Source organism: Campylobacter concisus (genome assembly GCF_003048675.2).
Lineage (GTDB): Bacteria > Campylobacterota > Campylobacteria > Campylobacterales > Campylobacteraceae > Campylobacter_A > Campylobacter_A concisus_F.
In genome coordinates this window covers 1,027,044-1,045,571 of sequence record NZ_CP060707.1, presented here as the reverse complement: position 1 = coordinate 1,045,571, position 18,528 = coordinate 1,027,044, and the positions used below count along the sequence as shown (strand labels likewise).

General features: G+C 40.3%; 17 protein-coding genes. 16 read left to right on the top strand and 1 reads right to left on the bottom strand.

Translation table 11 applies throughout. The annotated features are described in order from the left end of the window. Positions 1-7 precede the first annotated feature (7 nt). The 13 genes from cybH (at position 8) to CVT00_RS05150 (ending at position 11,836) form a co-directional block, all read left to right on the top strand. Complete coding sequence (cybH, locus tag CVT00_RS05210; RefSeq protein WP_107915692.1) at positions 8-688, top strand: Ni/Fe-hydrogenase, b-type cytochrome subunit; 681 nt, start codon at positions 8-10, stop codon at positions 686-688. Next, entirely contained in the window at positions 688-1,230 is a 543-nt protein-coding gene (locus CVT00_RS05205) for a HyaD/HybD family hydrogenase maturation endopeptidase (protein WP_012001820.1), read from the top strand. The genes cybH and CVT00_RS05205 overlap by 1 nt, the downstream gene beginning before the upstream one ends. After that, complete coding sequence (locus CVT00_RS05200) at positions 1,227-2,699, top strand: hypothetical protein (RefSeq protein WP_107915690.1); 1,473 nt, start codon at positions 1,227-1,229, stop codon at positions 2,697-2,699. The genes CVT00_RS05205 and CVT00_RS05200 overlap by 4 nt, the downstream gene beginning before the upstream one ends. Next, the gene (gene hypF / locus CVT00_RS05195; protein ID WP_107915688.1) at positions 2,683-4,908 is read left to right on the top strand and encodes a carbamoyltransferase HypF; all 2,226 of its coding nucleotides are present in this window, start codon (positions 2,683-2,685) and stop codon (positions 4,906-4,908) included. The genes CVT00_RS05200 and hypF overlap by 17 nt, the downstream gene beginning before the upstream one ends. Before the next feature lie 45 nt (positions 4,909-4,953). Further along, on the top strand, positions 4,954-5,367 hold the full coding sequence (nikR, locus tag CVT00_RS05190; RefSeq protein WP_107849568.1) for a nickel-responsive transcriptional regulator NikR: 414 nt from the start codon (positions 4,954-4,956) through the stop codon (positions 5,365-5,367). Between the two features lie 366 nt (positions 5,368-5,733). After that, entirely contained in the window at positions 5,734-6,996 is a 1,263-nt protein-coding gene (locus tag CVT00_RS05185) for a DUF2157 domain-containing protein (RefSeq protein ID WP_107915686.1), read from the top strand. Further along, entirely contained in the window at positions 6,993-7,625 is a 633-nt protein-coding gene (locus CVT00_RS05180) for a GDYXXLXY domain-containing protein (RefSeq protein ID WP_107915685.1), read from the top strand. The genes CVT00_RS05185 and CVT00_RS05180 overlap by 4 nt, the downstream gene beginning before the upstream one ends. A gap of 123 nt (positions 7,626-7,748) precedes the next feature. Then, entirely contained in the window at positions 7,749-8,561 is an 813-nt protein-coding gene (gene hypB / locus CVT00_RS05175; protein WP_107915683.1) for a hydrogenase nickel incorporation protein HypB, read from the top strand. Then, positions 8,561-8,800 (top strand): HypC/HybG/HupF family hydrogenase formation chaperone, encoded by a 240-nt coding sequence (locus tag CVT00_RS05170; protein ID WP_103558480.1) that lies wholly within the window; start codon positions 8,561-8,563, stop codon positions 8,798-8,800. Before hypB ends, CVT00_RS05170 begins: the two co-directional genes overlap by 1 nt. Continuing rightward, positions 8,800-9,888, top strand: a complete 1,089-nt coding sequence (gene hypD / locus CVT00_RS05165; RefSeq protein ID WP_103558481.1) for a hydrogenase formation protein HypD — start codon at positions 8,800-8,802, stop codon at positions 9,886-9,888. Before CVT00_RS05170 ends, hypD begins: the two co-directional genes overlap by 1 nt. 8 nt (positions 9,889-9,896) lie before the next feature. Continuing rightward, a complete protein-coding gene (gene hypE, locus CVT00_RS05160; RefSeq protein ID WP_103558482.1) occupies positions 9,897-10,889 on the top strand; it encodes a hydrogenase expression/formation protein HypE in 993 nt (330 codons plus the stop codon). Further along, positions 10,889-11,230 (top strand): hydrogenase maturation nickel metallochaperone HypA, encoded by a 342-nt coding sequence (gene hypA, locus CVT00_RS05155; protein WP_012001811.1) that lies wholly within the window; start codon positions 10,889-10,891, stop codon positions 11,228-11,230. The genes hypE and hypA overlap by 1 nt, the downstream gene beginning before the upstream one ends. Positions 11,231-11,422: 192 nt before the next feature. After that, positions 11,423-11,836, top strand: coding sequence for a hypothetical protein (locus CVT00_RS05150; RefSeq protein WP_012001810.1), 414 nt, complete (start codon positions 11,423-11,425; stop codon positions 11,834-11,836). 69 nt (positions 11,837-11,905) lie between these two features. Here CVT00_RS05150 and CVT00_RS05145 read toward each other — a convergent pair whose 3' ends face one another. After that, positions 11,906-14,371 carry an AsmA-like C-terminal domain-containing protein gene (locus CVT00_RS05145; protein ID WP_103558490.1) on the bottom strand — a complete coding sequence of 822 codons (2,466 nt, stop codon included), beginning with the start codon at positions 14,369-14,371 and terminating at the stop codon, positions 11,906-11,908. A gap of 73 nt (positions 14,372-14,444) precedes the next feature. Here CVT00_RS05145 and mltG point away from each other — a divergent pair, with 73 nt between their 5' ends. From mltG to CVT00_RS05130, 3 genes are all read left to right on the top strand, one after another. Further along, positions 14,445-15,389 carry an endolytic transglycosylase MltG gene (mltG, locus tag CVT00_RS05140; RefSeq protein ID WP_103558483.1) on the top strand — a complete coding sequence of 315 codons (945 nt, stop codon included), beginning with the start codon at positions 14,445-14,447 and terminating at the stop codon, positions 15,387-15,389. A gap of 63 nt (positions 15,390-15,452) precedes the next feature. Beyond that, on the top strand, positions 15,453-17,627 hold the full coding sequence (locus CVT00_RS05135; protein ID WP_103558484.1) for an NADP-dependent isocitrate dehydrogenase: 2,175 nt from the start codon (positions 15,453-15,455) through the stop codon (positions 17,625-17,627). 3 nt (positions 17,628-17,630) lie between these two features. Next, a complete protein-coding gene (locus CVT00_RS05130; protein ID WP_103558485.1) occupies positions 17,631-18,524 on the top strand; it encodes a lactate/malate family dehydrogenase in 894 nt (297 codons plus the stop codon). The last annotated feature ends 4 nt before the right edge of the window (positions 18,525-18,528 follow it).

The following is an 18,528-nucleotide window of genomic DNA, read 5'->3' as shown; positions in this document are numbered from 1 at the left end:
AGAAAAGATGTCACATAAAAATCCTGACAGGATCAGCGAATACGAATTCTCCATCGGCGTTAGGCTGACACACTGGATTAGATTTATAGCTATCACGCTTTTGGTTGTGAGCGGCTACTACATCTCTTATGTCTTTATGAGTCCAGAGATCACAAGCGAGCCTACAAATTTCATGCAAGCAAAGTGGCGTTTGGCGCACCAGGTCGCTGGCTTTGTGCTAATAGCGGTATTTATCTTTAAATTCTATCTATTTGTCTTTGATAAACACAGCAAAAAAGAGTGGATGAGCGTGCTTGACTTTTTAAGTCCAAAAGTTTGGATAGCGCAGATAAAATACTACATCTTTATGGGACCGCACCCGCATTTAAGGGGCGTTTATAACCCATTGCAGTTTGCCTCATACTTCTTCTTTTACGTCATCTTAGCGCTCATCTGCCTAACTGGCCTTATCCTTTACGCTCACGTTTATCACGAGGGGCTTGGCGGAGCGATCTATGAGCCAGCGAGATACTTTGAAGAGCTTATGGGCGGACTAGCAAATGTTAGAACGATACATAGAATTTGCATGTGGATCATCATTATATTTGTGCCAATTCACGTTTATATGGCGATATTTAACGCCGTTAAAGGCAAAAATGGAGCGATGGACGCCATCGTTAGTGGCTATAAATTTGTAAAAGAACATTGATGAGAGTGCTAGTTCTTGGCATCGGCAACGTTATGTTTGCTGATGAGGGCATAGGTGTTCATTTTGTAAATTTGATGGCCAAAAACTATAAATTTACAAGCTCTAAAAACGAGCTTACTCTAATGGACGGGGGCACTTTAGCCCTCGCTCTAACTCATATAATAAGCGAATTTGACTATCTTATCGTCGTTGATTGCATTAGCGCAAATGGCGCAAGCGTGGGCGATGTTTATTTTTTTGATTTTCTAAACGTGCCAAATTTTATCAGCTGGGACGGCTCGGCTCACGAGATCGAGATGCTTCAAACCCTTCATCTAATGGAGCTTGCAGGCGATAGACCGACAACCAAAATTTTAGGCATCGTGCCTAGCCGCATAGAGTCATCAAATTTTAGCCTCTCAGATGAAGTGATAAAAGCTTCTAACATCCTAGAAAAAACGCTACTTGATCACTTAAAAGAACTTGATTTTAAGTGTGAAAAGGTAGCAAATTTCACCTTAAATGACACCCTCGATGACTACGCCAAAAAAGGTTTAAAATGATACTTGCTTTTAAATTTGACTGCTTTAAAGACCCAGCATTTTTGGCGCCATTTTTACGCTCATTAGCTGGGGAGCTTAAGCACTCTATAAGCTGTAAAAATGATCAAATTTGCCTAAAAGTAAGTGGCTCAAATGGGGAGCTTAGCGCCCTAGCAGACAGAGCAAGCGCCATTTTGCCTTATAGCCTTTTTATAAAGCATAGTGAGGTTGATGTGGCAGATGAGCTTGACGAGGCAGATGAGATTAAAAAGATAAAATTTGGTACGCTTAGCCCGTCTCAAGCGGCGGCATTTTTGGCTAACGGCAAGGCTATCTTAAATGAAAATGGCGTGCTTGCTTGGAGTAAATTTGATGGCGAGATAACGCTTGAAAATTTTAATGAAAAGCTAAAAACCTGCCTAAATTTATTAAAAAACGGCAAGGGCATTTGCGTAGAGCAAGATGAAAATTTATATGATATTTCTCTTGGGGTGAAATTTGATGCAAATTTCTTGATGCCTGTAAATTTAAAACAGCTACCAAAAATTTTCATAGCCGATGATAGGGTGCAGATCGCGCTTGCTAGCTTTGAAAAGCCACTTTTGGCACTAAAGACGACAGCCATTTATAGGCAAAACCACGAGAGCGCACCGCTATTTTTTGACGTAATGGCGCCAAATGATCTTTTTCTTTACGCCCTTTGCGAGCAGCTAAACAAAGAGGACTTTAGCTTTTTAAGCGTTACTGTAAAGGAGCAAAATAGCGCCCTTTCAAGGCTAATTTTGCTTGAAAGTAGCGCACTTTTAAGCCCATTTTTTTATACAAAAGATGAGGAATTTGAGCTTGAGAGTTTGGGCGAAGTGGCTTTGGGGCTTAAATTTAGCAAATTTAGCGATGATGAAATTTGTCTGCTTTCAAAATCAAGTAAAACACAGCTTCTATTTTTGCCAAAATTTAGCAGCTTTGAAGAAATTTATGAGCTCATAAGAGCTGATGAGAGCGGCGAAAGACTACTTGAAAACTTTAGTAAAGAGCGCGCCCTGCCAAGCGGTAAATTGAGCTCAAACGCTAGCTTTTTCTCGCTATTTTGCATAGCTGGACGCTTGCTTGGCTTAAGTGATGAGTTTAAAAAAGCAGGGGAGAATTTACTCCTTATGGCAAGCGATTTTAGCGGTCAAAAGGGCGTTAGGATCGATTATAAAATGAAAGATGACTTTGGTTTAGACGGGGTTAAGTTTGTAAAAAGTATCATTTCATTTATCCTTGCTGGCGCTGGAGAGAAGAATATCAGCTTTGGTTGCACCGAGTCTTTGGCGCATTTTTTGAGCGATTTTAGCTATGAAAAACGAGATAAATTTAACATCAAAAATGTTACTTTAAGCGGGGATTTATTTTATAATAAGGTAGTTAGTAACTTGATAAAAAAGCACCTAAACCCAAATATAAAAACAAATTTTGACCCCGGATTTGGCGTTGAGATCAAGCTTTAGATATGAGATCAAAGGCTTAGTTCAAGGCGTTGGTTTTAGACCCTTTGTCTATACTTTAGCGGACAAATTTAAGCTAGTTGGTGAAATTTACAACGATGATGAGGGAGTGAAGCTAAATTTTAGCGGCGAAGAGGCCAGCTTTTTGGCTTTTGAAAAAGAGCTTTATGAGAAGCTACCAGCCCTTGCTAGGATCGATGAGCTAAAGAAGATTAAGATAGATCAAATTTATGAAAAGCTTGAGATCATCGCCTCAAAATCAGCCACCAAACAAGCGCCTATCTTGCCTGATTACGCACTTTGCGATGACTGCTTGCGTGAGTTTTATGACCCCACAAATCCACGCTACAAATACCCATTTATAAACTGCACCAACTGCGGGCCGAGATTTTCCATCATCAAAGCATTGCCCTATGACAGGGTAAATACGACGATGAGCGAGTTTAAGATGTGCGAGTTTTGTGAGAGCGAGTACAAAGACCCGCTTAATCGCCGCTACCACGCAGAGCCGATCTCTTGCCCAAACTGCGGGCCAAAACTCTATCTAAAAGATAAATTTGGCAAAGTCTTGGCTAGTAAAAATGAAGCAGCCAAAGAGGCGGCTAGGCTCATAAACGAGGGCAAAATTTTAGCCATTAAGGGGCTTGGTGGCTTTCATCTGGTTTGCGACGCGACAAATGAAGACGCAGTTTGCGAGCTAAGAGCTAGAAAACACCGCCCAAGCAAGCCCTTTGCTCTGATGAGTAAAAATTTACAAAACGCTAGAAAAATAGCACAAATTTCAGAGGCGGAGGCCAGGCTTCTTAGCTCAAATTTAAAGCCGATCGTCCTACTAGAGGCAAAAAACGGCTCAAATATCGCAAAAAGTGTCGCTCCAAATTTAAATAAGCTTGGCGTTATGCTCGCATTTAGCGGCATACATCTTTTGCTATTTGATTATTTAGAGCATGACATCATCGCAACTAGCGCAAATATCTCAGGCGAGGTTGTGATAAAGGACGAGAGCGAGCTAAGAGAGAAACTAGGTGAAGTTATAGACTTTTACCTTGATCACGACCGAGAAATTTACTCACCAAGTGACGATAGTATCGCATTTTGCGTTGGCGATGAAGTGATTTTTACAAGGACAAGCCGTGGGCTAAATCCAAATTTCATCCATACAAATTTCAAGCAAAAAGGGACGTTTTTGGCCCTTGGAGCGGAGCTAAAGAGCTCATTTTGTATCTACAAAGACGGACTTTTGATGATCAGCCCATATATCGGTGACCTAAAAAACGTGGCGACTTTTGATAGGTTTAAGGACATTTTCACCCTTTTTGAAACGACTTATGATCTAAAAATAGACAAGGTCATAGCCGATCTGCATCCAAATTTTTTAAATACAAAATGGGCGAAAGATCAGGGCTTTGAGCTAGTTCATCTGCAGCATCACTACGCGCATTTGCTAAGTGTCATCTTTGAAAATGAGCTAGCAGACAAAGAGTATCTTGGTTTTTGCTTTGACGGTACTGGATATGCAGAGGATGGCAAAATTTGGGGTGGCGAGGTTTTTAGGCTAGATAAAAAAAGCTACAAAAGAGTTTATCACTTTGATGAATTTAGCTTATTTGGCGGCGAAAATAGCATAAAAAATATCTATCTCATCGCTTATTCTATTATTTTGAAGTATGAGCTTGAGGACGAGGGGCGTAAATTTTTAGTAAATTTTGATGAAAAGGTGCTTCGAAATTTCAAGATAATGGAGCAAAAGGGGCTAAATTTAGTAAAAACTAGCTCGGTTGGTAGGATATTTGACGCATTTGGTGCGATAATATGTGGCATATCTCACTCTAGTTTTGAGGGCGAAAGCGGCATGAGGCTTGAGGCGCTTTATGATAAAAATTTAGATGCGTGTTACAAATTTAGCCTAAATGACGGAGTTATCGGCTTTAAAGAGGCCTTTAAAAGTGCTTTAAAAGATGAGCCAAGAGTGGCTGCAACGGCATTTATAAATGGCATGGCTGATATTATTTTTGAAATTTCTAAAAATGAGAAAAAAGAGATTTTGCTAAGCGGTGGAGTTTTTCAAAATAAGACTTTGCTTGAGCTTATTTACAAAAAATTTACTGAAGCAAATTTGAAATTTCATATCAATAAGAAATTCTGCAGTAACGATTCTAACGTAAATTTAGGGCAAATTTATTATTATTTATCCACATTTTCTAATAAGTGATGTATAATTATTTTAAACGGTAATCAAACGAGAAAGGAGCAAAAAATGGATAGTGTTATACGTTTTAGTGTTTCTTTGCCTAGTCAATTACTAGACGAACTGGATAGAAAAGTTAGCGAACAAGGCTACGCTTCTAGGAGTGAATTTACAAGGGATTTGATCCGTGAAAAGATCGTAAGCGACAGCTGGAAGGACGCTAACGAGGAGTTGATTGGGGTTTTGACGCTCATTTATGTGCATCATCACAACGATTTGGTGAATAAAAAAATGGATATCGAGCATGACTCTGATGTGAAGATCATCTGCACAAATCACGTCCATGTCGATCACCACAACTGCTTAGAAACAATCTCTATAAGGGGCGAAGCGGAGAAGATAGAGCGCTTTGCTGACAGGATTGCTGGCTTAAAGGGTGTTAAGTTTTCTAAACTTACAAAGGCTGCTGTGCCTAAATTTTAAGCTAAAAGCTTTTTTGGCTGTTAATTTAGGATTTTTATAAATAGCTAGCAGTGCTCTTGGCTGCGGAGCTTGTCTTATTTTGTCTTTTTGTTAGTTTTTTAGCAGTTTTTGTGATCCATTTTTGCAAATTTATAGCAGGGTTTTGCTGCATTTTTTTGCGCATGCCATGTATCTTTTTGGTAAAAATAGTTTGATGACCGTTTGTTTTTTGCTTGGGCTTTGGCTAAAGCTAAATTTGCAAAAGCCCGCCCAAGTTCTTTTTTGGCTTTTTAAGTTTCTCTCTTTTTTGCTTCATTTTATTCTGGCATTTTTGGCGCTTGTATGCTATCATTAGCCACAAAAAATGTCATTTAAAGAGAATGAAAGATGAATTTTTACAATAGAAATTTTCTGGCCAAAGAGCTAGATCGCTGGCAAAAAGAGGATGTGGTCGATAAGGCCACCGCTTTAAAGATAGCAAATTTATATGAAATAGATCTAAACGCTCATAGCGAAAAGACTAGCTTTATCTTAAAGTTGGTTGCTTATCTCTTTTTCGCGCTGGCATTTTTTACCCTAGTTGGAGCCTACTGGGAGGAGATACCAAGGATGGGGCGCCTTGTCATCATCTTTGGAGTGCTTGCTCTTTTAAATTTTGGAGGAGTTTATTATCTCAAAAAAGGCAAAGATAAGCTTGGCACGGCTACGCTCTTTTTGGGAAATTTCTGCTACGGCGCAGCCATAGCGCTTATCGCTCAAATTTATAATATTAGCGACGAGCCAAGTGGCGGAGTTTTGCTCTGGAGCATTGGAGCGTTTGTGCTCTCTTTTGCTAGCAAAAAGGCCTTGCTAGTGGCTCAAAGCCTCGTTTTTGCTACGATCTGGTTTATTTTAAAGGGCATGGGCGGCGAGTTTGCTTATGAATTTATCGTCTTTATAGCCCTTGGTGCCTACACGCTTTATAAAAACGACTCAGTATTTCTTGCGATTGTGCTTTTAGCGGATATATTTTTCTACATCGTTTCACTTTGCGCTAGGATCAGTGGGTTTAACGAATTTTATGGCTATGATCTTATGTTTAGAGCGCCGATGGCTGCTACTTTATCGCTCTCATACGCGCTTTTACTTGTCGCGCTCTTTAGCACATTAGCTAGCTTTAGAGATAGGCTAGCACACCTTGTAAAAGGCTTTGGCAAGTATCTTGGCATCGTTATCTTAATCGTTTGCCTGATAGCTTATGCAAATGGCGATATCTACGAGCTAGAAGAAGATAAATTTTGGTTTGCAAAAGCATTTTTTTATAGTAGCTTTGGCAAGGTTTTTGCCGTATTTAGCATCGCTAGCATTGCGCTATTTTTCAAAGAGAAAAACAAAAGTGGCTTGTTTCTTGGCTTGATACTCTTTGCGTTGCCATTTGTCTTTAGTCTGGGTGTGGGATATGCAAATATATTCTTCTCGCTAGCAAACATCATCGTTGCAGCCGTGCTTATCAAAAATGGTGAGCTTGCACTTGGACTATGCATGATATTCTTAGTTGCGGTGGTTAGATACTTTGAGCTAATAGGCGATTATTTAGGGGCTACGGCGCTATTTATCATCTTTGCCTTCGTCGTGCTCGCAGTTGCTGCTAAAAAAGGAGGCAAAAAATGAAGATAAGATCACTAATACTAGCCATAATTTTTCAAATTTTACTAATAATTGCGATGCTCGCATACGCACTCATGCCACTTTATCTTGGAAAAGAGATAAAAGTGAGGGTAAATCTTTACGATCCAAGGGATCTCTTTCGTGGAAACTACGTGAGCTTGAGCTATGATTTTTCAAATCTGCAGCAGTCTAAATTTGATGAAAAAACTGGCGCTGAGATATATATATATGATAGAAATTTCTCAAAAAATGATGAAATTTACGCCGTTTTGAAGCAAGATGCTAATGCCACTTACGCTTTTGATAAATTTAGCTTTACTAAGCCAAAAGATGTGCTTTTTCTAGCTGGTAAATTTGATGGATATTCATTTGTAAAATACGGCATCGAAGAGTTTTATATGCCAACTAAAAAGGCTCAGCAAACCGAGCGAGAGATGATGGATCAAGATGTGGATGCTGTTGCTGTTTTGATGGTGATGGATGATGGTAGGGCAAGGCTAAAAGATCTCATCATCACGCCAAATGGCAAAAAAAGAAATAGCGATGAAAATTTTGATGAAAATAGCTACACAGATGATAACGAGAGCCTTGAAGAGCTAGATAAAAACATTCGTTTGCAAGATCAAAGGTAAATTTAAAGGATGATTAAAAAATGGGTTAATTTATCTCATTTGCATAAAATGCCCTTAAATTTTAATTTTATTTTTAAATTTAAGCGTTAAAATCTCTGGAAATTAATAAAAAAGGATAAAAAAATGTGTAAAGACTGCGGTTGTTCAATGGGTAATCACGCCCACGCCCACACTCACGCTGATGGCACTACTCACTCACACCCACACACCCACGATGGGCATATAGACCACGCTCATGACGCACACGAGCATAGCCACGAGGCTCACGCACACCCTGTGCTAAACGAGAGCAAAACCATAGACGTGATAGAGAAAATTCTATCTGAAAACGACAAAGAGGCCGCTCACAACAGAGCGCATCTTGATGAGAAAAAGATACTTTGTGTAAATTTGATGAGTAGTCCCGGCGCTGGCAAGACTACGCTTTTAGAAGCTACGATAAAGGCTGGCAAATTTAAAATAGGTGTTGTCGAGGGCGATTTAGAGACCAATCAAGATGCCGACCGCATAGTAAAAGCTGGCGCAAAAGCTCATCAGATAAGCACAGGTCAGACCTGCCATTTAGACGCTTTTATGGTGCATGAGGGGCTTCATCATCTGCCACTGAACGAGCTTGATCTAGTCTTTATAGAAAATGTTGGAAATTTAGTCTGCCCTGCAAGCTACGACGTTGGCTCGCACTTTAACGCTGTGCTTCTTTCAGTACCAGAGGGCGATGACAAGGTTAGCAAATATCCAGTGATGTTTAGGGCTGCTGACGTGCTTTTGATCACAAAAGCTTCGCTTGCGCCGCACTTTGACTTTGATATCGAACGAGTGAAAAACGACGCTAGAAAGCTAAATCCAAAGGTTGATATCTTTGTAGTAGATAGCAAAACAGGCGAGGGCATCGATAAGTGGATAAGTTATTTGGAATTTAAAAAAGAGCTAAGATAATGTGCCTCTCGATCCCTTCAAAAGTAATAGAAATAGACGAAAACAACGTTGCTACCGTTGAGACTCTGGGCGTTACTAGAAAGGTAAGCCTAGATCTCATCTCTGAAGAGGTGAAAGTTGGCGAATACGTGCTAATCCACGTTGGATACGCGATGCAAAAGATCGATACGCAGTTTGCGCTGGAGAGCTTGGAGGTCTATAAAAAGATCGCTGAGGATATGGATGCGGGGAAAATTTGATGGATCTTATCAATGACTTTCGCGATAAAAATTTAATCCTAGCCCTTTCAAAACTGATACAAAAAGAGAGCGTAAAACCGCTAAATATCATGGAAATTTGCGGTGGCCACACGCACAGTATTATGAAATTTGCACTGCCAAGCTTGGTTGGAGAGCATATAAATTTCGTCCACGGCCCAGGCTGTCCGGTCTGCGTGATGCCAAAGAGCCGCATAGATGAGGCCTGTAAGCTTGCTAGCATGGATAATGTGATCTTTTGCACGCTAGCTGACATGCTAAGAGTGCCTGGCTCAAAGACAAGCTTGCAAAAGCTTCGCGGCGAGGGACACGACATAAGGGCACTTTACACGCCACTTGATGCGCTAAATATCGCTAAGCAAAATCCAGACAAAAAAGTCATATTTTTTGCCATTGGTTTTGAGACGACGACGCCGATGAGTGCAAATTTAGTTGAAAAAGTGGTGCAAGAGGGCATTAAAAATTTATATTTTCATATAAATCACGTAACCGTCCCAGCTCCAGTTAGAGCTATAATGAGCGATGAAAATGTAAGGATAGATGCATTTTTGGGACCAAGCCACGTGAGCGTCATCACTGGAAGTAAAATTTACAAAGAACTAGCAGATGAGTTTAAAAGACCGATCGCCATTAGCGGTTTTGAGCCGCTTGACATCATGGCAAGTGTGCTAAATTTAGTCCGTCAGCAAAACGCAGGCACCTATGAAGTCTATAACGAGTACGCAAGGGCGGTCAAAGAAGAGGGCAACTTAAGAGCAAAAGAGCTCATAGCTAAGTACTTTGAGCCGTGCGACTTTGTCTGGAGAGGCCTTGGCGAGATAGCACAAAGCGGCATGAAACTAAGAGACGAGTTTGCCTATCTTGATGCTAGAGTGCAGTTTGACTGCAGCGTAGAGAGCGCTGGCGAGAGCAAGGCTTGCATTTGCGGGCAAATTTTAAGAGGACTGGCAAAGCCGACTGATTGTAAGGTCTTTGGCAAGGTCTGCAACCCGCAAAACCCGTTAGGATCGTGCATGGTTTCAAGCGAGGGCGCTTGTGCGGCATATTTTAAATACGCAAGAGTTGGTTAAGGAATTTAATGAAAAAGATAATGCTAAGCCACGGCGGTGGCGGCGAGGAGATGAACTCGCTTATAAACGAGACGATATTTAAAATTTTTGATAATGAAATTTTAAGGCAGAGCAACGACTCAGCGATATTAAATTTAAACGGCAAGATCGCATTTAGCTCCGATAGCTTTGTGGTAACTCCCATTTTTTTTAATGGCGGTGACATCGGCAAGATCGCAGCTTGTGGCACGATAAACGACCTTGCGATGGTTGGAGCAAGCGCAAAATACCTAAGCTGCTCGCTCATCATCGAAGAGGGGCTTAGCATAGAAGAGCTCGAAAAGGTGCTTGGCTCGCTTGCAAAAACATGCAAAGATAGCGGTGTGAGCGTAGTTTGTGGCGATACCAAGGTCGTGCCAAAGGGCAAATGCGATAAAATTTTCATAAACACAGCAGGCATCGGCGAGATAGTTTGCGAAGGCGTGGAGCTTAAAAATTTAAAAGTAGGGGCTAAAATCTTAATCTCTGGAGATGTTGGCAGACACGGCGGCGTGGTGCTAGCAGCAAGAGAGGAATTTGAGCTTGGGCTTGATCTAAAAAGTGACTGCAAGAGCCTAAAAGAGGTTGTCTTAAAGTTACTTAGCTCTGGCATAAAGCCGCAGTGCATGCGTGATGCGACAAGAGGCGGACTAAGTGCGGTGCTAAATGAGTGGGCTAAATTTAGCAAATTTGACATCTTGGTCTTTGAAGAAAATATCAAGGTCGCAGACGAAGTGATGGGCGTTTGCGAGCTATTTGGTTTTGAGCCTTACGAGCTTGCAAATGAGGGCACTTTTGTGATGGCTGTCGATGAGAGCCAGGCTGAAAAGGCACTTAAAATTTTAAGAGAATTTGATAAAAACGCGATGATAATAGGCGAAGTATTGGAGGCTAAAAACGAGCGTGTCATCATCGAAAACGCCTATAAATCAAGAAGATTTCTCGAGCCGCCAAAGGGCGAGCTACTACCAAGGATCTGCTAATGCACGAGCTTAGTATCGTTCAAAATTTAGTCAGCCTTTGCGAGAAAAATGCTGCCAAAGAAAACTCCAAAGAGATAAGTAAGATCGAGATAAAAGTTGGCCGCTTAAGCGGAGTGGAGCCACACTATCTGGAGAGCGCCTTTGATGTTTATAAGGCTGGCACGATCTGCGAAAACGCCGAGCTTGTCATAAATTTACAAGGCATTGTCGTAGAGTGTTTGGATTGTGGATTTGGCGGGGAGCTTAGTGAAAATGACTTCACCTGCCCAAAGTGCAAAAGCCAAAATTTAAAGGTGACTGACGGCGAGGATATGTATCTCATGCGCCTTGAGATGAAGTAAAATTTTACGTATTATAATGCGTAAAATTTTATGAATTTATTGATTTTTTATGGGTAACATTAAAATTTCAGCCACATGCCCAAGTAGTTACAAAAACGAGCAAGAGCATAAAAGAAATTTTGCTAGTACAGGCTGGCTTAAAAGCTTAGTATTTTAGAAATTGCCACTAGAAATTTATCTTTTAAGGCTTTAGTGGATAATAACAAGGTAGATATTTTAAGCTCTTTTGGCGGCTACTTCAAGCTAGATGATCTCTTTGTCTCAAAGCAAACTTTTGGATTTTGGGCAAAAATCATCGATGAAGCCAAAATCCACAATGATATCGTCAATCTTGATAAGCTTGATTTTAAAAAGTATTCTAAATTTAACCGCAAAAATAAACTTTTAAACTATCAAAAAGTAAAGATTTTATATGACCTTGCTGTTAAAATTCGAAACCGAGCATTTCATTTTGAAAATCTTTATAAGCTAAATGACGATCAAACGCCGAGAATTTCAACTCGTGTTGGTAAAACTTTAGTAGGCATTGACCCGCAAATGTTAGAATATTTTATTAATGATGCGTTGTTTTGTTTTGATGAGTATCTGGCAAGATACTTAGAATGAGTGGCGGATAATAAGCTCCGCCGTAAAATTCGCAAAAGTTTATACTAAGCAATATTTTTGCGTAATACTTTACTCAAATATCAAAAACGGAGCTTGCAGGACGTTTCTTATTATCTTTAGTGGCGAGAGCAGGGCATCTTGCAAGATCTGCGTCGAATACTCTGGCTTTTCAGTCGTGCCACGTATAGCGATGACGGTTGAGAGCGAGCGGTCTTTGCCAAGGATGATTTGGTTGATAAGTGGGATCTTGTCGATGATGCCGCTTGCGTCTTTTAGTATCTTTAGCTCAAGGTCGATGTTTATCTTTTTGCTCTTTAGATCGATCGTGCCGCGTCCGCCGATATCTGCGCTCGTGCCTATCATCTCAATCGCTAAAAACTCGATCACGTCGCCCTTTCTTGTAAGTAAAATTTTGCCGTTTTTAACAGTAAAACCCTTGTCGTTAAAGTCAGGCGTTTTAAAGCTAAGAAGCGATGGCACCGAGTTTAAAAAGCTTAAAAGCCTTTGATAAAAGATGTAGTCTTTTAGATACGTGCCAAAAAATCTGACCTCAGCCTTGAAATTTTTCGAGCTCTCTCCAAGCATTTTTAGGCGAAATTTACCGCCCTCAAAGCTCTTGGTGCCTAAAAGACCATTTATAAACTCGCCACTTATATCAGTTGCGTCTAAATTTATGCTTTTCTCATCGCTAAAATATCCAACTCTGCCTTGCTTTGCTAGTCCATTTAGCGAGGTGCTTTTGCCTTTTTTCTCGGCGCTAAAGCTGGTAAATGGCAAGGTTTTGTTAAGGTCTTGCAAAATGATGTCGCCATTTTTTGCAAAAAGCTCAAGTGGCGTGCTTTGCTCTTTTGTGCTGTTATCATCAAGCACTAACAAATTTAGGTCGTTGCTCTTAGCTTCTATACCTTTTTCGGTGATATTTAAAGAGAGTTTTTTGCTCGCACTTTGCACTTTTACGCCAGCCTTTGAGACCGTGATCAAAAAGTCGTCACTATCATATTTTGAGCCATTTTTATCCAAAAACGGCATGTCAAATTTAAGCCCTTTTGCCAAAATTTCAAGATTAGTAAAGTCCTTGCTCTTTATGCTCACATCATCAAAGCCAAGCATGCCATTTTGCTTTAAAAGTGGGGAGTTTTGCATGATGAAGTTGCTATTTTTCGTAGCTATCACGCTCTCATCGCCAAAGCTTAAATTTATCCCAAAAGGCTCAATGCTAAGCGTGGTCTTATCTGGCTTACTAAAGTCAAGAAGTGCAGTAAATGGCTCATTTTTAAAGGCTAAAATTTCATCATTTTTCTCTTTTAGATCAAAGCTTTCTATGACGCCTTTTATCTCGCCGGTGCTTTTTTGTAAATTTATATCTACTTTTGCATTTGCTCTGAAAAAATCAAGCCCAAAGCCGCTTGCATCGATGTTTAGCACAGAAGTATTTATGAGCTTTACAAGGGCGCTTTTAGCGTTAAATTTACTCCCAGCGATATCTAAAACCGCATCACTTATCTTAAAATCGCCATTTGCGATAACGCTTTTTTCATCAAAATTTTCTAAGCTCTTCTCATCAAGCTTTATCAAAATTTTTAGGCTAGCGTCCATTTTGCCGCTTAACTGCTTAACTGGCACGATGATCTTATAAGCTCTTAATATATCATTTATCGCCTCATCGTAAATAGAATTTGTCTTTATAAATAGCTCTAAATTTGCGCTCTTTTCATCAAAGATATTATTTATCGCGACATTTGAACCATCAAGCTTTTTGCCCTTATAAATGGGAGCTGTAAGGTCAAATTTAAGCGTTGAGTTATTAAGCGTGATGTTTGCCTCAGCTACATTTATGGCTGGTAAGCCTTTATCAAATTTAACAAGTAAATTTTTGGCATTTGCAGTCGCATTTAGGTCGTTTAGATAAAAGTCGTTTTTAGCTAGATCGACCTTGCCGTTTATCTCATTTAGGTGATAGTCATCGGCCACGATGTAGCCATATATCCAGTTTTTAACCTCGCTGTTTAGGTGTATGCGGCTATCAAGCTCAGCGATGAAGTCCTTTATGCTGCCAGCATTTACGTCATAGGCTTTGTAGGTTAAAAGCGTATCTTTTAAGGCAAAGCTAAGCTTGCCATTTAGCTCGTGCGAGGTGAAATTTCCATCAAATTTATAATCATCCTTGTCAAAATTTGCACTGCCCTCGCCGCTAATGCTTACATTAAAATCTTTAAGGCTTAAATTTCTTACTATGAAGCGGTCTACGCCATTTTGTTGCTCGTTTTGAAATTTGATATCGATGTTTAGATAAGGGCTATCAACGAAAAATATATCGTCTAAAAATAAAATTTTGATCTTAAAATCATCGCCGATTTGCACGCTCTCAAGCGAAATTTCTTGAAAAAAGGTCTCAAGATAATCAACGCCTTGACTAAGGTTTAAAAGCTGCTTGTCGCTGGCTTTTTGCTCTGCGTTTTGTTTAAATTTAGGTAGCTTGATCTGCTTTGCTCTTACAATTATTTTTTTATCTAACTTTATATATAATTGCTCCAATTTTACGCCGTAAAGCTCGAAATCGTTAATTTTTATGCCGTATTTTAAAAGCAAAAGAAGCGAAAGAATCAAAATGATAAAAAATTTTATAAAAAAGCCGTATCTGGATATTTTCTTTGATATCGTACTCATCGTTGTCCTAAGTGTATTTGTTTATTTGGCACGCCCCATAAACACGAGCAAGGTCGTCTTTGTGCCAAAGGGAAGTGTGGGCGAAATTATATCTTATTTAGCTAATCGCAACTTTAACTTAAGTGCGATCGACAAATACGCCATGCGCTTTATCGGCTCGCCTCAGTCTGGCTGGATCGAGATAGGCAAAGATAAAATTTCAAGGATTGATTTTTTAAAAAAACTTGCCAAGGCAAAGGCAGCGATGACCGAGATCACGCTCATCCCTGGCGAAACTACGATCGTTTTTTTAAACCAGATAGCAGCCCAGCTAGGACTTGACGGAGCTAAACTAAATAGCGAGTATAACGCCCTTGCGCCAGTTAGCGACGGCTTTTTGATGCCAAATACTTATAAGATCCCAGTTGGCATCAGCGAAAGACATCTGGCATATTACCTCGTAAATTCATCTAAAAAGGCGCAAAGCGAGATCAGCAGAAAAATTTTTGGCGAATACAACGAGAAAAAGTGGTTTAAAATTTTAACCATCGCTTCAATCATCCAAAAAGAGGCCGCAAACGACGCTGAGATGCCACTTGTCGCTTCAGTCATCTATAACCGCTTAGATAAGGGCATGAGGCTGCAGATGGACGGCACGCTAAACTATGGCATCTACTCGCACGATGTGATCACGGCTGAGCGCATAAGAAGCGACATGAGCGAGTTTAACACATATCTAAACGACGGCATACCGCCAAGTCCAGTCTGCTGCGTCTCTATAAGTGCGATAAAAGCGGCGATAAACCCTGCAAAGAGCGATTATCTATACTTTGTGCTTGATAAAAAGGCGAAAAAACACATTTTTTCAAAAACATTAAGCGAGCACAATCAAAATATCGCAAAATAGGGCTAAAATACAACTAGCTTTAATAAAAAACGTGATAAATTTCAAAAAATCAAAAGGGCTAAAATGAGTGACATTATCTGGACTAAAACCGACGAAGCACCGCTATTTGCAAGCTACTCTCTCTTTCCTATCGTTAAGAGCTTTTTATCACGCGCTGGCATTAGTATAACTAGGGCTGATATAAGCCTAGCAGGGCGAATTTTATCTCTTTTTAGCAAAGAGCTTGGGCTAAACAAGGCCGATGAGCTAGAGCTTTTGGGTGAGCTAACCGCGCACAAAGAGGCAAATATCATAAAACTGCCAAACATCTCAGCCACGCTTGTTCAGCTAAAAGCAGCTATTGAGGAGCTAAGAAGCAAGGGCATAAACGTGCCATTTTACCCAGACGAGATCATCACAGACTACGACGAAGAGATCGCTAAAAAATATGCAAAAGTGCTTGGTAGCGCTGTTAATCCAGTGCTAAGACAAGGAAACTCAGATAGAAGAGTTTTGCCGCCGGTTAAAGAATTTGCCAAAAAACATCCTCATAGCAACGGCAACTGGGACAAGGCAAATAAAACTAAAATTTGCTACATGAAAAAGGGCGATTTTTATGAAAATGAGCGCTCAATCATCGCTAGCAAAGATGAGAAATTTTATATAAATTTCATAAGTTTAGATGGCAAAAAAGAGCTTTTAAAAGAGCTTAATGTTCAAAGCGGCGAGATCGTAGATGCTACCTTTTTAAGCGCAGATGAACTGAATAAATTTTATGAAAGCTGTTTTGACGAGGCAAAAAAAGAGAATTTGACCTTGAGTTTGCATCTAAAATGCACGATGATGAAGGTTAGCGACCCAGTCATCTTTGCTCACGCGATAAAGAGCTATTTTAAAGAGGTTTTTGAGCTATTTGGTGAAGAGTTTAAAACTCACGGCGTTGAGGCAAAAAATGGCTTAAAAGATATGTTTTCTAAAATTTCTCAGCTTAAAAATAAAGATGAAATTTTGGCTAAATTTGATGAAATTTTGAGCAAAAAGGCAAAAATTTGGGCACTAAATGAAAGTGCCAGCAACTTTGACGTGCCAAATGACGTCATCATCGACGCCTCAGTGCCTGCGCTCATTAGAAACTCTGGCAAGGTAAAAGATAAGGACGGCGAGCTAAATTTCTCACTTTGCATGATCCCAGATAGGACCTACGCTAGGGTTTATGAGGCCTGCGTGGCGGACTTTAAGGAGCATGGCGCGCTTGATGTGAGCAACATTGGCAGCGTGGCAAATGTGGGGCTTATGGCTAAAAAGGCCGAGGAGTACGGCAGCCACGATAAGACTTTCATCGCAAAAGAGGACGGAGAATTTGTTGTTTGCAACGAAGCTGGCGAGAACATCTTTAAATTTAGCGTTAAAAGTGGCGACATTTTTCGGATGACGCAGGCTAAAGAAGATGCGATAAATGCGTGGTTTGAGCTTGCTTTAAAAAGAGGCGAAATTTCAAAAGATGAGCTTATATTTTGGCTAGATAGTAGCCGCGCTCATGATAGAAATTTGATAGCTAAATTTGAAAAATTTAGAGATAAATTTACTAGTGCTGGCGTGAAATTTGAAATTTTAAACTACGAGCAAGCAACTAAAAAATCACTTGAAGCAATAAGAGCTGGCAAAGACGTCATAGGCGTCACTGGCAACGTTTTAAGAGACTATCTAACCGATCTTTTCCCGATATTTGAGCTAGGTGGCAGCTCAAAAATGCTCTCAGTTGTGCCACTACTTGCTGGTGGAGCGATGTTTGAGACTGGTGCTGGTGGAACGGCTCCAACACTTGTAAAAGAGCTAAAGGAGAAAAATCACCTGCTTTGGGATAGCTTGGGTGAGTTTTTGGCACTTAGTGCATCGCTTGAACATCTAGCATTTTTTAGGCAAAAAAAAGAGGCAAAAGAGCTAAGTGATGCGCTAAATAGAGCTGTTGCTAGCTATTTGGACGAAAACAAAACGCCAAATGCCACTCTTGATACCAGAGAGTCGCACTTTTATCTGGCACTTTTTTGGGCGAGAGAGATGGCAAAAAGTGGCGGGGTTTTAAGCAAAATTTTTGAAAATTTAGCCCAAGAGCTAGAAAAAAATGAGAGTGAAATTTTAAAGCAGATCAGAGAAAAAGATGGTGCAAGCGTGGAATTTGGCGGATACTACCTGCTAGATGAAGCAAGAGCTAATGAGGTCATGAGACCAAGTGAAATTTTAAATCAAATAATAGGATAAGAGATGAAAATAAGTGTAGTTGGAGCTGGAAACGTCGGTGCTAGCATAGCTTATGCGCTTTGTATGAGAGAGCTTTGCGATGAGATAGCGCTTGTAGATATCTTTGGAGACGTGGCGCGCGCAAAAGCGATCGATCTAGCGCAGTCAAGCTGCGTCTTTAACGCAAAAACTAGCGTTTGTGGTGGCGATGATTTTGTGCTAATTGAAGGCAGTGACATCGTCATAGTCACTGCTGGAAGCCCAAGAAAAGAGGGTCAAACCAGAGAAGATCTGCTACTTAAAAACGCCGTTGTCGTAAAACAAACTGCGCAAAATATCGCTAAATTTGCACCAAATGCAGTGATAATCGTAGTCACAAATCCGCTCGACGTGATGGTCTGGACGGCACATAAATTTAGCGGTTTTAGCAAAAACAAAGTGATCGGCATGGCTGGTGAGCTAGATAGCGCAAGGTGCAGATATGAGCTAGCGCTTTTAAAAGATAAGGACGCCAGTAAGCTAAGAGCAAAGATCGTCGGCGCTCACAATGACGAGATGATCGTATCAGCCAGCAATATCAGTGAAAATTTAAATGAAAATGAGCTAGCAATCCTTAAAAAAGAGACAAGCACTGGCGGCGCAAAGATCGTTAAACTGCTTGGCACTTCGGCTTACTACGCACCAGCGGCTGCAGCTGTGAAGATGTGCGAGATGATCGTTGGTAAGAGTGATGAGATAATAAGCGCTAGCGTGCTAATCGATGATGAGCTAAGCTGTGGCAGGCTAGTAAGGCTCGGACGTGATGGCTTAAAAGAAATTTTAGAGCTAAATTTAGACGAAGACGAGCAAGAGCAACTAAACAAAAGTGAAGCTGAAATTAGAAAAAATATCAAATTTTTAAAAGAAAACTTAGAGTAGGAAG

What these genes read in the sequence shown, in the direction of transcription:
- CVT00_RS05135 (WP_103558484.1), top strand. Translation starts at nt 15,453, where the DNA reads ATGAGTGACATTATCTGGACTAAAACCGACGAAGCACCGCTATTTGCA.
- CVT00_RS05170 (WP_103558480.1), top strand. Translation starts at nt 8,561, where the DNA reads ATGTGCCTCTCGATCCCTTCAAAAGTAATAGAAATAGACGAAAACAAC.
- CVT00_RS05180 (WP_107915685.1), top strand. Translation starts at nt 6,993, where the DNA reads ATGAAGATAAGATCACTAATACTAGCCATAATTTTTCAAATTTTACTA.
- hypA (WP_012001811.1), top strand. Translation starts at nt 10,889, where the DNA reads ATGCACGAGCTTAGTATCGTTCAAAATTTAGTCAGCCTTTGCGAGAAA.
- hypD (WP_103558481.1), top strand. Translation starts at nt 8,800, where the DNA reads ATGGATCTTATCAATGACTTTCGCGATAAAAATTTAATCCTAGCCCTT.
- hypE (WP_103558482.1), top strand. Translation starts at nt 9,897, where the DNA reads ATGAAAAAGATAATGCTAAGCCACGGCGGTGGCGGCGAGGAGATGAAC.
- nikR (WP_107849568.1), top strand. Translation starts at nt 4,954, where the DNA reads ATGGATAGTGTTATACGTTTTAGTGTTTCTTTGCCTAGTCAATTACTA.
- cybH (WP_107915692.1), top strand. Translation starts at nt 8, where the DNA reads ATGTCACATAAAAATCCTGACAGGATCAGCGAATACGAATTCTCCATC.
- hypB (WP_107915683.1), top strand. Translation starts at nt 7,749, where the DNA reads ATGTGTAAAGACTGCGGTTGTTCAATGGGTAATCACGCCCACGCCCAC.
- mltG (WP_103558483.1), top strand. Translation starts at nt 14,445, where the DNA reads ATGATAAAAAATTTTATAAAAAAGCCGTATCTGGATATTTTCTTTGAT.
- CVT00_RS05185 (WP_107915686.1), top strand. Translation starts at nt 5,734, where the DNA reads ATGAATTTTTACAATAGAAATTTTCTGGCCAAAGAGCTAGATCGCTGG.
- CVT00_RS05200 (WP_107915690.1), top strand. Translation starts at nt 1,227, where the DNA reads ATGATACTTGCTTTTAAATTTGACTGCTTTAAAGACCCAGCATTTTTG.
- CVT00_RS05205 (WP_012001820.1), top strand. Translation starts at nt 688, where the DNA reads ATGAGAGTGCTAGTTCTTGGCATCGGCAACGTTATGTTTGCTGATGAG.
- CVT00_RS05130 (WP_103558485.1), top strand. Translation starts at nt 17,631, where the DNA reads ATGAAAATAAGTGTAGTTGGAGCTGGAAACGTCGGTGCTAGCATAGCT.